Annotated in this window: 15 protein-coding genes; 13 read left to right on the top strand and 2 right to left on the bottom strand. The window is 71.6% G+C overall.

Annotated features, from left to right (window positions below):
* Nucleotides 1-15: 15 nt before the first annotated feature.
* From AC0IW9_RS06840 to terL, 9 genes are all read left to right on the top strand, one after another.
* Complete coding sequence (locus tag AC0IW9_RS06840; RefSeq protein ID WP_471647468.1) at nucleotides 16-735, top strand: capsid assembly protein; 720 nt, start codon at nucleotides 16-18, stop codon at nucleotides 733-735.
* A 277-nt stretch (nucleotides 736-1012) separates the two neighbouring features.
* The gene (locus AC0IW9_RS06835; protein WP_471647467.1) at nucleotides 1013-1846 is read left to right on the top strand and encodes a phage capsid protein; all 834 of its coding nucleotides are present in this window, start codon (nucleotides 1013-1015) and stop codon (nucleotides 1844-1846) included.
* Between the two features lie 69 nt (nucleotides 1847-1915).
* Nucleotides 1916-2485: a phage connector family protein gene (locus AC0IW9_RS06830; RefSeq protein WP_471647466.1), complete on the top strand. Its 570-nt coding sequence runs from the start codon at nucleotides 1916-1918 to the stop codon at nucleotides 2483-2485.
* A gap of 2 nt (nucleotides 2486-2487) precedes the next feature.
* Nucleotides 2488-4368 (top strand): phage tail protein, encoded by a 1881-nt coding sequence (locus AC0IW9_RS06825; RefSeq protein WP_471647465.1) that lies wholly within the window; start codon nucleotides 2488-2490, stop codon nucleotides 4366-4368.
* Complete coding sequence (locus tag AC0IW9_RS06820; RefSeq protein ID WP_471647464.1) at nucleotides 4368-4808, top strand: hypothetical protein; 441 nt, start codon at nucleotides 4368-4370, stop codon at nucleotides 4806-4808. The genes AC0IW9_RS06825 and AC0IW9_RS06820 overlap by 1 nt, the downstream gene beginning before the upstream one ends.
* Nucleotides 4809-4844: 36 nt before the next feature.
* Nucleotides 4845-5453 carry a phage tail fiber domain-containing protein gene (locus tag AC0IW9_RS06815; protein ID WP_471647463.1) on the top strand — a complete coding sequence of 203 codons (609 nt, stop codon included), beginning with the start codon at nucleotides 4845-4847 and terminating at the stop codon, nucleotides 5451-5453.
* A gap of 6 nt (nucleotides 5454-5459) precedes the next feature.
* The gene (locus tag AC0IW9_RS06810) at nucleotides 5460-7178 is read left to right on the top strand and encodes a phage tail fiber protein (protein ID WP_471647462.1); all 1719 of its coding nucleotides are present in this window, start codon (nucleotides 5460-5462) and stop codon (nucleotides 7176-7178) included.
* Nucleotides 7179-7183: 5 nt separating this feature from the next.
* Nucleotides 7184-7489 carry a hypothetical protein gene (locus AC0IW9_RS06805; RefSeq protein WP_471647461.1) on the top strand — a complete coding sequence of 102 codons (306 nt, stop codon included), beginning with the start codon at nucleotides 7184-7186 and terminating at the stop codon, nucleotides 7487-7489.
* Nucleotides 7461-8903, top strand: a complete 1443-nt coding sequence (gene terL / locus AC0IW9_RS06800; protein ID WP_471647460.1) for a phage terminase large subunit — start codon at nucleotides 7461-7463, stop codon at nucleotides 8901-8903. The genes AC0IW9_RS06805 and terL overlap by 29 nt, the downstream gene beginning before the upstream one ends.
* A 21-nt stretch (nucleotides 8904-8924) precedes the next feature.
* Here terL and AC0IW9_RS06795 read toward each other — a convergent pair whose 3' ends face one another.
* A complete protein-coding gene (locus tag AC0IW9_RS06795) occupies nucleotides 8925-9155 on the bottom strand; it encodes a hypothetical protein (RefSeq protein ID WP_471647459.1) in 231 nt (76 codons plus the stop codon).
* A gap of 77 nt (nucleotides 9156-9232) precedes the next feature.
* Here AC0IW9_RS06795 and AC0IW9_RS06790 point away from each other — a divergent pair, with 77 nt between their 5' ends.
* The 3 genes from AC0IW9_RS06790 (at nucleotide 9233) to AC0IW9_RS06780 (ending at nucleotide 10495) form a co-directional block, all read left to right on the top strand.
* Nucleotides 9233-9556 carry a hypothetical protein gene (locus AC0IW9_RS06790; protein WP_471647458.1) on the top strand — a complete coding sequence of 108 codons (324 nt, stop codon included), beginning with the start codon at nucleotides 9233-9235 and terminating at the stop codon, nucleotides 9554-9556.
* Nucleotides 9553-10050: a cell wall hydrolase gene (locus tag AC0IW9_RS06785; RefSeq protein ID WP_471647457.1), complete on the top strand. Its 498-nt coding sequence runs from the start codon at nucleotides 9553-9555 to the stop codon at nucleotides 10048-10050. The genes AC0IW9_RS06790 and AC0IW9_RS06785 overlap by 4 nt, the downstream gene beginning before the upstream one ends.
* Before the next feature lie 94 nt (nucleotides 10051-10144).
* Complete coding sequence (locus AC0IW9_RS06780; RefSeq protein ID WP_471647456.1) at nucleotides 10145-10495, top strand: DUF952 domain-containing protein; 351 nt, start codon at nucleotides 10145-10147, stop codon at nucleotides 10493-10495.
* Here the strand turns inward: AC0IW9_RS06780 and AC0IW9_RS06775 are convergent.
* Nucleotides 10402-11364 carry a DMT family transporter gene (locus AC0IW9_RS06775; RefSeq protein ID WP_471647455.1) on the bottom strand — a complete coding sequence of 321 codons (963 nt, stop codon included), beginning with the start codon at nucleotides 11362-11364 and terminating at the stop codon, nucleotides 10402-10404. The two genes, AC0IW9_RS06780 and AC0IW9_RS06775, sit on opposite strands and share 94 nt — an antisense overlap.
* Nucleotides 11365-11468: 104 nt before the next feature.
* Here AC0IW9_RS06775 and AC0IW9_RS06770 point away from each other — a divergent pair, with 104 nt between their 5' ends.
* Nucleotides 11469-12521: a quinone-dependent dihydroorotate dehydrogenase gene (locus tag AC0IW9_RS06770; RefSeq protein ID WP_471647454.1), complete on the top strand. Its 1053-nt coding sequence runs from the start codon at nucleotides 11469-11471 to the stop codon at nucleotides 12519-12521.
* The last annotated feature ends 6 nt before the right edge of the window (nucleotides 12522-12527 follow it).

Raw genomic sequence — 12527 nt, 5'->3', positions numbered from 1 at the left:
GGAGTGACCTGACCGATGCCCGAGGATCTGTTGCAGCCCGCCGATGCCATCACGTCCCGCCCTGCCGAGGTACCGGAGAAGTTCTGGAATGCCGAAGCCGGCACGCTCCGTACCGAGGCGCTGCTGAAATCCTACCGCGAGCTGGAGCGCCGGCTATCCCAGCGCGCCGCCCCGCCGGCCGCCGACGCGGCGCCGGAGGATCTGCTGTGCTTCCGCCAGGCCATGGGCATCCCCGAGACGCCGGACGGCTATGCCATCACTGCGCCGCACGACCTCTGCTGCTCGGACCCCGCAGTGAACGGCCAGCTCCATGCCGCACATTTCAGCAATGACCAGGCGCAGCTCGTCTACGACATGGCGGCGCAGCGCCTGCTGCCGCTGATCGCCGAGGCGGCGGCCGAGTTCGAAGCCAATCGCCAGCGCGACAAGCTGACGGCGCATTTCGGCGGTCCCGACCGCTTCAAGGCCATGGCTGCGCAGCTCGCCGCCTGGGGCCGCGCGAAGCTGCCGGGGCCGGTCTATGCCGCGCTCTCCTCCACCGCCGAGGGCGTGCTGGCGCTGGAGCAGATGATGCAGTCGCAGGAGCCGGGCCTGGCGCGGGATGGCGTGACGCCGCCGCAGGAAAGCGAGGCCGAGCTGCGGGCGATGATGCGCGACCCGCGCTACTGGCGGACCCGCGAGCCTGCCTTCGTCCGTCGCGTGACCGATGGCTTCCGCCGTCTGGTCGGCGGCTGATCCTCCTCCACCCATAGCCGCTTCCGGCGGGGCCCGAGTGCGCGCATCCCCCTGCGCGCCCGGCCCGCCGAGGGGGCCGGCGGCCCGGTGCCGCCTAGCCCCGGCGGGGGTGGGCCGGCGTGCCGCCGATGGCCGCGCCACCCGCCCCCGCGTCATTCCCGCCACGAACAACCCCATCCGGCCAACGGACGGAGCCGTGGTGCTGCGTGCCGCCGCGGTCCCGCCAGGGACAAACCGCGGCGGCACGGCCTCCGCAACCGCAAGCAAAGGGCGACCCATGTCCAGCTCGATCGACCAGGCCTTCATCAAGCAGTACCAGGCGGAAGTGCAGGAAGCCTATCAGCGCCAGGGCAGCAAGCTGCGCCCCACCGTGCGCAGCAAGTCCGATGTCCGTGGTGCCTCCACCATCTTCCAGAAGGTCGGCAAGGGTACCGCCGCCGCCAAGGCGCGCAACGGCGTCGTCCCGGTGATGAACATCGACCACACCAACGTCGAATGCTTCCTGCAGGACTACTACGCCGGCGACTGGGTCGACCGGATGGATGAGCTGAAGACCAACATCGACGAGCGCTCGGTGGTGGCGAATGCCGGCGCCTATGCGCTCGGCCGCAAGACCGACGAGCTGATCATCGCGGCGCTCGACGGCGGCACGCGGGAAGCGCTCGGCACGCTCTCCGGCCAGACGGATACCGATGGCCTGACCCGCGCCAAGGTGCTGCTCGCCTTCGAGATGCTGGGCAATGCGGATGTCCCGGACGACGGCAATCGCTTCGCGGTGGTCGGCTGGAAGCAGTGGAGCGAGCTGCTGACCATCCAGGAATTCGCCAATACCCAGTACATGGGCCCGGACGAGCTGCCCTGGAAGGGCACCCAGGCCAAGCGCTGGCTCGGCGCCACCTGGATGCCGCACAGCGGCCTGACGAAGAACGGCGTGCTCCGCTACTGCTACTTCTTCCACAAGACCGCGGTCGGCCACGCCGCGGCCGCCGAGATCTCGACCGACGTGACCTGGCACGGCGATCGCGCCGCGCATTTCGTCAATACGATGATGAGCCAGGGCGCGGTGCTGGCCGACGACACCGGCGTCGTCCGGATGCGCTGCAAGGAATAGCAGCGCTGCCTGCCCCACCCCCGCACCGGGGGTGGGGCCTTTTCCCTCGCACCTGCCGGAGTTCACCCGATGGCCCTCTCCGCCCTCGCGCTGTGTACGCGCGCGCTGCTGAAGATCGGCGCCCAGCCGATCGCCTCGCTCGACGAAGGCACCGCCGAGGCCGAGGTGGCGGCCAATCTCTACGCCGGCACGCGGGATGCGCTGATCTCCTCGCATCCCTGGAGCTTCGCCACCGGCCAGGCCTGCCTGCCACGCCTCGCGGCCAGGCCGACGGCCGATTTCGCCCATGCCTACCAGCTTCCGGCGGACTTCCTGCGCGCCATCTCGGCCGGCGTGCCGAACAGCGGCCGCGGCCTGGTCTATCGGCTGTTCGAGGACCGACTGCACTGCGACGCCGAACAGGTCATCCTCAGCTACATCTTCCGCCCCGACGAAAGCCAATTCCCGGCCTTCTTCGCCGCCGCCCTGGCCACCCGGCTCGCCGCCGAATTCTGCATCCCGCTGACCGAGAATACCGGCCGCGCGCAACTGCTGCTGGCCCAGGCGGAGACGGAGCTGCGCAACGCCCGCCGCACCGATAGCCAGCAGGCGACGCCACGGGCTTTCGACGATTTCCCCCTCATCACCGTGCGGGGCTGACCATGGCGCAATCCCGTACCCTGAAGACGAGCTTCACCGCCGGCGAAGTGGCGCCCGAGCTGCTCGGCCGGCCGGATCTGCGGGCCTGGGCGAATGGCGCGCGGGTGCTGCGCAACGTCTTCATCCAGCCGACCGGCGGCGTCACCCGCCGCCCCGGACTGCGCCACGTGGCCATGCTGCCCGGCGCCGCGAAGCTCATCGCCTTCGAGTTCAATACCGAGCAGACCTACCTGCTGGTGCTGACCGCTGGCCTGCTGTCGGTCTATATCGAGGATGGCCGGGTGGCCCAGGTCGCCGGCCCCTGGACCGCGGCCATGCTGCCGCAGCTCGCCTTCACGCAGAGCGCGGATACCTTGCTGCTCTGCCATCCCGATATGCCGCCGCAGCGCATCACCCGCAGCAGCCACACCGACTGGACCGTGGGGCAATGGTCCTTCAACGGCGAGCCCTTCCATCGCTTCGCCGCACTGTCGGTCTCGCTGACACCATCCGCGACCAGCGGCTCGGTGAGCCTCACCGCCTCCGCCGCGGTCTTCGTCGCGGCGCATGTCGGCGTGCGCTTCCGGGTCGCCGGCAAGCGGGTGGTCATCACCGGCGTCGCCTCCGCCACCACGGCCGTGGCGACGGTGGAAGAGACGCTCGCCACCACTGCCGCGACGACGGATTGGGACGAGGCCGCCTTCTCCGCCGCGCATGGCTGGCCGGTCTGCCTCTGCTTCCACCAGGACCGGCTGGTCCTCGGCGGCTCGCGCGACCTGCCGAACCGGCTCTGGCTGTCCCGTACCGGGGATCTGTTCAACTTCGACCTCGGCACCGGGCTCGACGACCAGGGCATCGAATTCGGCCTGGTCTCGGATCAGGTGAATGCGATCCGCGCGGTCTTCTCCGGCCAGCACCTGCAGGTCTTCACCTCCGGCACGGAATGGATGGTCACCGGTGCGCCGCTGACGCCGGGCAGCATCCAGCTCACCCGGCAGACCCGGGTCGGCTCGATCGTGGCGCGCATGGTCCAGCCGGTGGACGTGGATGGCGCGACCATCTTCGCCGCCCGCAGCGGTCGTGGCATCTTCGAGTTCACCTACACGGATCTGCAGCAGCTCTACCAGGCGAACGACCTCGCGCTGGTGGCGCAGCACCTGGTCCGCGACCCGGTCGGCATGTGCTACGACCAGCGCCGCCGCCTGCTGCATGTGGCGATGGCGGATGGCGGGCTGGCGACGCTCACCCTCTATCGCGCCGAGCAGGTCACCGCCTGGACCCGGCAGGAGACGGACGGCGCCTTCCGGGCGCTGGCCGAGATCGAGGGTACGGTCTGGGCCGTGGTCGAGCGGGCCGGCATGATGCGCCTGGAACGCTTCGACGATGCCCTGGCGCTGGATGCGGCGCTCACCGGCACCGCCGCCGTAGCCGAGGACCACTGGTCCGGCCTGGCGCATCTGGAAGGCCGCAAGGTCGGCGTGGTGGCCGAGGGTGCCCCGCGCGAGGCTGCGGTCGTCGCCGCCGGTGCGGTCACCATCGACCCCGCCTCCACCAACGTGCAGATCGGGCTGCCCTTCCGCCACGTGATCGAGCCGTTGCCGCCCGACCTCACCGGCGCTGCCGGTGTCCGCGCCGCACCGCTGCGGCTGGTCGCGGTGACCTTCCGCCTGCTGGAGACCGTGGCGCTCGCCGTCGACCTCGGCCGCGGCCCGGTGCCGGTGCCTTTCCGCCGGTTGAACACCGCCCTGCTGGATGCCGCCCCGGCGCCCTTCACCGGCGATGTCAGGCTGCGCGCGCTCGGCTGGCAGCAGGATGCGCTGAAGCCGCTCTGGCGCATCGAGGACGATACGCCGCTGCCGATGACGCTGCTTTCCGTCACCACCGATACGAGGATCACCGACTGATGGGCGCACTCGCATCGCTCGCCACCGTGCTCGGGGCCGGCGCCACGATCTACGGCAATGTCCGCGCGTCCCAGGCGCAGCTTGCCAACAACAAGGCCCAGGCGCAGGTCACCGCCACGCAGGAGGCTTCGCGGCAGGAAGCCCTGCAGGCCCAGGAACAGCAGCAGGCCCTGCAGCGCCAGCAGGCCCTGGCGCGAACGGTTGCCGCGGCCCGCGCCCGGGCCGGGGCCAGCGGCCTCTCACCCGATGCCGGTTCGGCGGCGGCATTGACCGCCGGCCTGGCGCAGGAAGCGGCCGCGGCGCAGGGCGCGGACAACGCCACGTTGCAGGCCCGCATGGCCCAGGGCCGCAGCAGCCTGCTGAACCCCGACGGCACCTTGACCACCCTGCTGCAATCCGGCCGCACCTTCGGCGTGGCCGCGCGCAACCTGTTGGACTGAACCGCGGCGCGACCCGCATATTCCTTGGAGCGAAGCATGGACGAGCACATCAAGATCGGCGACGTCGCGCCGCGCGTGCAGTACGTGGCCGACGGCGTCCAGACCAGCTTCACCTACCCCTTCCCGGTCTTCGCCGCCGGCGATATCGAAGTGCGGCTGAACGGGGCGCCCTTGGCCGGCGGTTATGTCGTCACCAATGCCGGCGCTTCGGAAGGCGGCAGCGTGGTCTTCGATGCCGCACCGGCCGGCGGCAGCGGCGTCACCCTGCGCCGCAACCTGCCCGTCGCCCGCACCACGGATTTCCAGGCCAATGGCATCCTCCGCGCCCGCACCCTGAACGACGAGCTGGACTACCAAGTGGCCATCCTGCAGGAGGTCAAGGACGGCATCGGCAATGCCCTGCACCTCGACCCCTCCGAGGCCGGCGCCACCACGCTGCCGCTCCGCAGCGGCCGTGCCAATCGCCTGCTCGGCTTCGACAGCCTGGGCAACGTCACCACCTTCGGCCGCGACGAGGGGCTGCTGACGCTCGACTTCCCCGGTGCCGTACCGCAGACCGTCGAGGACAAGCTGGCCGAGCATCTCTCCGCCCGCGACTTCGGCGCGACCGGCGACGGCGTGACGGACGACGGCGCCGCGCTGTAGGCGGCGATGACCGCCGCCGCCGCCAGCGGCAAGCTCCTCGAGATCGGTGAGGGTACCTTCCGCAGCACGATCCCGCTGCACCTGCCGGGCGCTGCCGCGGGCCTGCTGATGCGTGGCACCATCCTCTACGCCGGCCCGATCGGGACCATCGCGCTTACCCTCGGCGATGCCGGCAGCGCCAACAACCAGAACAAGCGCTACCTCGGCCTCGGCGTGGTCCGGGCGACGCAGAGCGACTGGTCGAGCGACCTCGACATCGGCATCCAGCTCCGCAACCTCGACAATTGCCGGGTCGAGGTTGCCCGGGCGGAGCGCTTCAGCATCGGCGTGCAGGTCATCGGCGATGCGCGCGGCAGCGAGGACAGCGACCTCACCTACGGCCGCATCATCGACAACCGCATCGGCCTCGACCTGCGCACGCTCACCGCTAGCGCCTGGATGAACTCGCTGCGGCACCATGGCGGGCATTTCGCCTGCTCCAGCGGCACCAATACCGGTCTCGCCCGCTTCGGCATCCGGCTCTCTGCCGCGGCCGGGGCCTATGTCCTGCACAATGCGCATCTCTTTATCGGCCCGGCCTTCGAGCTGCAGCGCCAGGGCACGCCGGGCACGGTCGATGCCATTCCCTTCCTGCTGGAGGTGGATGGCCGTGCGCTGACGGCCACCGGCATCCGCATGGAGGCCTGCTCGCCCTTCGTCGCCCGGCATACCGCGGGCTTCAGCGATGCGCGCTACGAAGTCGCCTATGTCGGCACCTATGGCTTCCTCGGCTGCGCGGTGGACTACCAGGGCGCGACGCGCGCCGGTGGCACCGTGGTGCCCATGCATCAGGCCGCCGCATCCATCGGCAGTCCGCGCCTGGTGGCGGCGGCGGAGAGTCTGCGCGCCATCGCCTTCCGCCAGTCCATCTCGGTCGGCGACGGCATCGGCTTCGACCAGCTCGCGGTGCTCTCCGGCAATCCCTCCGGGCCGCCCTCCACGCTCAACGGCTTCTGCTTCCCCGGCCTCAACCTCTTCACCCTGAATGCCGACGACGTCACCATCCCGACCTCCCGCGCCTTGGCCTTCGTCGTCGATTGCAGCCAATGCAAGGAGTTCTTCATCGCGGCCGAGGGCAATGGCCTGCGCCCCATGGCGATGCAGTTCGACGGGTCGGAGACCGTGCTCGGCAGCGGCAGCCCGCTGCTCTTCTCCAACATGAACAGCGTCATGCAGGGCGCGCCCTCCTACTGGTGGGAGGGCAATGCCGATCTGGACGCGCTGATCGGCGGCCTGGCGTTGAACCGCCTGCAGCGGGTGACCCTGCATGCGGATGCGCAATACGCCGCCATCGGCGTCCGCGGCAGTTCCGCCGCCGCGGTGCTGCGCGCGCTGCGCCTCTATACCTCGGCCCTGCATGCCCCGCGGCTGCTGTTCGGCGGCAGCCGCGCCTGGGGCAAGCGGGAATATACCGTCACGGATGTCGCCTGGACGCTTCCCGCCCTGGCCGCCGGCGCGACCACCACGCTCGACGTCACCCTGCCCGGCGTTCGCCAGGGGGATTTCGTCCGGGCCGGCTTCGCCCAGGCCAGCGGCTTCCAGAACGGCGGCGTCGTCTTCCATGCCGCGGTCGGCGGCACCGCCGGCACCAACCAGGTCCGTGTCACCGCGCAGAACATCAGCGGCGGCTCGATCACCCTGGGGGCAGGAACATTGTTCCTGCGCGCCGTGAAGCCGAGGCTCTGACGGCGATGGCACCCAGGCGGAGGCCACGCGGGGACCAGGACCTGCCGACGGCCGCGAAGCTGATCCTGCGCGACTATCAGGATTTCATCGCCGGCGGCGCGGATGATGGCGAAGCCAAGCTCTTCGCCGCCCGCCACGCCGCGGCCCGGGCGGCGCTCGCGCATCTCGAACAGGTGCTGAAGCTGGCGAACGACGCCGGCACGGCGGAGGAGGTGAGGGAGGTCGCCGCTTCCATCACCGAATGGCGCGCCCGCATGCCGCCCCAGGCCCAGGAGGAGCCCGATGCCGATGATGCAGGCCCCGGATGCTGATTTCCTCGAGTTCGTCTGGATCTGGAATGCCACGCAGAAGCAGGGAATGCCGGCGCCGCACCGGCGCATCGCCCGCTGGCTGCAGCTGCGCTGGGATGCGCGGGACCTGCGCTTGCTGCTGATGGCCTTCCGTGGCTGCGGCAAGTCCACCCTGGTCGGGCTGTTCTGCGCCTGGCGGCTGCTGCGGGCACCCGAGACCCGCATCCTCGTCCTCGCCGCGGACCAGCCGCTGGCGGTGAAGATGGTGGCGCAGGTCCGGCGCATCCTGGAACGCCACCCGCTCTGCCAGACGCTGTTGCCCAGCCATGCGGAGGCCTGGGCGATGGACCGCTTCACCGTGGCGCGCGATGCGGTGCTGCGGGACCCCTCGATGCTGGCCCAGGGCCTCGGGGGCAATATCACCGGCGCCCGGGCCGACCTCATCATCTGCGACGATGTCGAGGTCGCCGGCAATTGCGACAGCATCGCCAAGCGGGAGGAATTGCGCACCCGGCTGGCGGAGACGGAGTTCGTGCTGGTGCCGGATGGCTGCATCCTGTTTGTCGGCACGCCGCATTGCGCGGATACGCTCTACCTGCCATCGGCCGACCCGGCCGCCTTCCTGCGCGGCTACCGCCGGCTGGTGCTGCCGCTGCTGGATGCGGCCGGCAACAGCGCCTGGCCCGAACGCTTCACCACGGAGGCGGTCGAGGCCCTGCGCCGCCGCACCGGGGAAGCCCAGTTCACCCGGCAGATGATGCTGCAGCCGGTCGCGGAGGCTGCGCTGCGGCTCGATCCGGCCCTGATCATCCGCTATGCGGCCGAGCCGGAGTACCGGGAGGCCGGGGGCCGCGCCCAGCTTTCCCTGCTCGGCCATCGCCTGCTTTCGGGCGGCGGCTTCTGGGACCCGGCCTATGGCCGCCCCGGCAGCGGCGATGCCTCGGTCCTCGCCGCCACCTATGCCGATGGCGAGGGCCGCCACTACCTGCACCGGCTGTCCTACCTGACGCATGACCCGGACAGCGCCACCGATCCGGCCACCCAGCAATGCCGCGCCGTCGCCAGCCTGGCGCGGGAGCTGCTGCTGCCGGCGATCCGGGTGGAGACCAACGGGCTCGGCCGCTTCCTGCCGGCACTGCTGCGGCGGGAACTGGCCCAGGCCGGCGCCCCCTGCAGCGTGATCGAGCATGCCAGCCGCCGCGCCAAGGCGGACCGCATCCTCGCCGCGCTGGAGCCGGCACTCGCCGCCCGCCGCCTGCATGCGCATGAGGCGGTGTTCCGCACCCCCTTCGCCGGGGAGATGGCGGCCTGGCGCCCCGATGCGGTGAATGCCCGGGACGATGCGCTGGACGCCCTGGCCGGCTGCCTGCTGGCCGAGCCGGTCCGCCTGCCGGCCGCGGTCCCGGCGCCCCGCAGCCTGCCCTGGAGAGGCTAGTCCGCCTCCAGCGGGGAGAGGCTAGCCCGCCTTCTTCCGGTGCAGGATCTCGCTGGCATGGCGGTCCAAGCCCGCCGTCGTCAGCTCGTAGCGTTCGTCCGACCTCAGCCGCGCCAGGCCCATGCCCTGCAATCGGGCCAGGCACGGCCCGTCCTTGAGCCCATCGGGCCTTCCGCCGGCCCCCACCAGCGACAGCCGGTGCAGCGCCGCGCGGCAGCAGGTCTCGAGATAGGGCTCGTTCCAATTCGTCACGTGTTCATCGCGTCCCGGTGCCGCCTCCGAGGGTGGTCGTCCCGGCACGCCGCTTCAAGGAGGCATGGAGAGCCGCGATGCAGATCGAACCCACCTGGTGGATCAGCGCAGTGGAAGCGCCGATCGTCGCCGCCCTGTTCTGGATGGTCCACGGCCTCCGCCGCGACCTGCACGACCGTATCGACCGCACCACGGAACGGGAGAGCGACGCCGTCGCCCGCACCCGGGACGACTTGGCCGAATTCAAGCTGGAGGTGGCCCGCAGCTACGTCCCGCTCTCGCTCATCCGGGACGTGGACCGCCGGCTGTCGCAGCACCTGCTGCGCATCGAGGAGAAGCTGGAGGAGGTGAAGCACGTCGGCGCCTTCCGCAGCCGCGACCGTGGAGGAGAGGACGCATGACCGCCACCGAGATCTTCGCCCTGACCCTCCGCGCCGAGGCCGGGGACCGCCCGGTGCGGGCGCTGGAGGCGCTCGCCGCCCTGGTCGTCAACCGCGCCCGCCTCGCGGCCGAGGGCGCCGCCTCCCGCGCCCGTTTCGCCCCCGGCGGCGCCCCGGGCGGGACGGCCGCCGGCTGGGCGGCGCTGCTGCCGCCGGTCTGCCGGGCGCCCTTCCTCTTCGGCTGCTGGAATCCGCGCCATCCGCACCGCAAGGCGCTGCTGGCGGTGCTGCGCGACCGATCGGTGCCCAGCGGCGGCGCCCTGCCGGAAGCCCGGCCCGACCTGCTGTTCGAGGTCTGCCGTCGCATCGCCGGCCGCGCCGCCGCCGGCGCCCTGCCGGACCCGACCCTCGGCGCCACCCATTGGCACGATGCGGCGGAGATGCCCGGCTGGGCCATCGGCCTTATTCCCACCGCGGAAGTCGGCGGCCTGGTCTTCTACCGGCTCTCGGCCTGACTCCGGTCGGCCAGCGGGAGAGCGGCGAAACCGGCGCATGTCCCGGGCCGTGAGGTGTCTCCATCCGGGGCGACATGCTTTAAGCTGCGTCGCCATGGACGACATCATCTACACCATGGTCCGCGCCGCCGACTGGCGCGCGGCCGAAGCCGCCGGCGCCTACCATGGCAGCGCCGACGACCGCCGCGACGGCTTCCTCCACTTCTCAGACGCCGCGCAGATCCGCGCCAGCGCCGCCAAGCACCGCGCCGGCGAGGCCGACCTGCTGCTGGTCGCGGTCGGAACCGCAGCGCTGGGCGAGGCGCTGCGCTGGGAGCCGGCCGGCAGCCGCCCCGGCCTCTTCCCGCACCTCTATGGCGCCTTGCCGCTTTCCGCCGTGCGCAGCGTGGTGGCCTTGCCGCTGGGTGCCGACGGCGCCCATGCCTTCCCTGCCGGGATCGCCTGAGCCAGCGCCCGCCGCCGCGCCCGCTCGCTCATCAGGCAGGCACCCACCACCACGGCGCCGCCGAGCAGGGTCGCCGCATCCGGCCAGCGTTCCCAGATCGCCAGGTCGAAGGCCACCGAGACCGGCAGCGCGGCGAAGCCCCAGGGGCCGAGCCGCGCCGCGTCCGAGGCCCGGTAGGCCGCCGCCGTGCAGATCACCGCGCCCCCGGCCAGCACGCCATTCGCCAGCATCCGCAGGATGTCGCCCGGCGGCGCCGGCACCCAGTCCGCCGCCGCCATTGGCCCGAACAGCGCCAGCCCGACCAGGCTGGGCCACAGGATCACCCCGACCAGCCCCGGCTCCGTCCGCAACCTGCGGTTGAGCGTCTGGTTCACCGCGAAGGCCACCGTCCCGGCCAGCACCGCCACGTAGCCGATGATCGGTCCGCCCTCGCCGCCCAGCTTCGGCGCCACCGAGACCAGCACCCCGCCGAAGCCGACCAGGCACCAGACCCAGGCGATGCGGGGCACCGGCTCCCGCAGGAAGACCGCGGCCAGGACCAGCGTCAGCAGCGGCGCGGTGAAGAAGACCAAGTAGCCCTCGGCCAGCGGCAGGTGCCGGAAGCCGAGGAAGAATCCCGCGGCCGAGACCATCATGGAACAGGCCCGGAATGCCTGCAGCCGGGGATGCCGCGTCGCCAGCGGCCCGCCGAAGCCGGGCCGGCCGAGCCCCGCCAGCAGCGCCCGCGTCGCCAGAAAGGCCGGGAGCAGCATGAGGTAGCGGAGGAAGATCACCTGCCCGATGCCGTAATGGCCGGAAAGCAGCTTGCTGTTGGCGTCGTTCACGCTGAACAGCACGATGCCGGCGAGCAGCAGCGCCGGACCCTTCACGCGCTTACCTCCATGGTATTTTTCTCCCCCGGTTGTCGCGGCCCTGGTGCGCAGCGTCAACCGCGCCTTCCCAACATGCGTCCGGTCGGGCACACACCCGGGCCATGACCCCAAGCCTCGCATCCCTCGTCACGCCCCTGCTGCGCCGCCTGGATGCCGAGACCGCGCATGGCCTGGCCCTCAAGGGCCTGGCCGCCGGCCTCGCCGGCCGCGACGGGGACCAGCCCGACCCGATCCTGGCGACCGAGGCCCTCGGCCTCCGCTTCGCCAACCCGATCGGCCTGGCCGCCGGCTTCGACAAGGATGCGGTGGCGGTGCTGCCGTTGATGCGGCTCGGCTTCGGCTTCGTCGAGGCCGGCACCGTCACCCCCCGGCCGCAGCCCGGCAACCCGCGCCCCCGGCTGTTCCGGCTGGAGGAGGATGCCGCCGTCATCAACCGCATGGGCTTCAACAATGGCGGGCTGGATGCCTATCTCGGCCATCTCGCCGCCCTGCCGCGGCCGCTGCCGGCCCCCTTCGGCGCCAATATCGGCGTCAACAAGGAAGGCGCCGACCCCGAGCGCGACTACCCCGCGCTCTATGCCGCACTCGCCCCCCAGGCCGACTACGTCGTGGTCAATGTCTCCTCGCCCAATACCCCGGGCCTGCGCGACCTGCAGGGCGAGGAGCGCCTGGCCCAGATCCTCGCCGGCATCGGCGCGGTCTACCAGGCGGGCAACCCGCCGGTGCTGGTCAAGATCGCCCCCGACCTCGCCGATGCCGCGCTCGGCCCGCTGGTCGAGACCTGCGTCTCCTACGGCGTCTCCGGCCTCATCATCTCGAACACCACCATCGCCCGGCCGAATACGCTGCGCGGCGCCAACCGCAGCCAGGCCGGCGGCCTCTCCGGCGCGCCGCTGCGGGACCGCGCCACCGCCGTGCTGCGGCAATGCTTCCGCCTGGCCCAGGGCCGGCTGCTGCTGGTCGGCGTCGGCGGCATCGCCTCGGGGGCCGATGCGCTGGAGAGGATCAAGGCCGGTGCCAGCCTGGTGCAGCTCTATACCGCCTTCGCCTATGCCGGCCCCGCCCTGGTGCCGGCGTTGAAGCGCGACCTCGCCGCGCTGCTGCGGCGGGATGGCTTTGCGAGTGTCGCCGACGCAGTCGGCGTGGACGCCTGAGGAACG

The organism is Belnapia sp. AC561 (assembly GCF_979252845.1).
This window is presented reverse-complemented; position numbering and strand designations above follow the sequence as displayed.

Excerpts from the sequence above, each read along its gene's own strand:
- terL (WP_471647460.1), top strand. The coding sequence starts at position 7,461 with ATGCCGATGATGCAGGCCCCGGATGCTGATTTCCTCGAGTTCGTCTGG.
- AC0IW9_RS06830 (WP_471647466.1), top strand. The coding sequence starts at position 1,916 with ATGGCCCTCTCCGCCCTCGCGCTGTGTACGCGCGCGCTGCTGAAGATC.
- AC0IW9_RS06840 (WP_471647468.1), top strand. The coding sequence starts at position 16 with ATGCCCGAGGATCTGTTGCAGCCCGCCGATGCCATCACGTCCCGCCCT.
- AC0IW9_RS06815 (WP_471647463.1), top strand. The coding sequence starts at position 4,845 with ATGGACGAGCACATCAAGATCGGCGACGTCGCGCCGCGCGTGCAGTAC.
- AC0IW9_RS06790 (WP_471647458.1), top strand. The coding sequence starts at position 9,233 with ATGCAGATCGAACCCACCTGGTGGATCAGCGCAGTGGAAGCGCCGATC.
- AC0IW9_RS06835 (WP_471647467.1), top strand. The coding sequence starts at position 1,013 with ATGTCCAGCTCGATCGACCAGGCCTTCATCAAGCAGTACCAGGCGGAA.
- AC0IW9_RS06825 (WP_471647465.1), top strand. The coding sequence starts at position 2,488 with ATGGCGCAATCCCGTACCCTGAAGACGAGCTTCACCGCCGGCGAAGTG.
- AC0IW9_RS06785 (WP_471647457.1), top strand. The coding sequence starts at position 9,553 with ATGACCGCCACCGAGATCTTCGCCCTGACCCTCCGCGCCGAGGCCGGG.
- AC0IW9_RS06820 (WP_471647464.1), top strand. The coding sequence starts at position 4,368 with ATGGGCGCACTCGCATCGCTCGCCACCGTGCTCGGGGCCGGCGCCACG.
- AC0IW9_RS06770 (WP_471647454.1), top strand. The coding sequence starts at position 11,469 with ATGACCCCAAGCCTCGCATCCCTCGTCACGCCCCTGCTGCGCCGCCTG.
- AC0IW9_RS06805 (WP_471647461.1), top strand. The coding sequence starts at position 7,184 with ATGGCACCCAGGCGGAGGCCACGCGGGGACCAGGACCTGCCGACGGCC.
- AC0IW9_RS06780 (WP_471647456.1), top strand. The coding sequence starts at position 10,145 with ATGGACGACATCATCTACACCATGGTCCGCGCCGCCGACTGGCGCGCG.
- AC0IW9_RS06810 (WP_471647462.1), top strand. The coding sequence starts at position 5,460 with ATGACCGCCGCCGCCGCCAGCGGCAAGCTCCTCGAGATCGGTGAGGGT.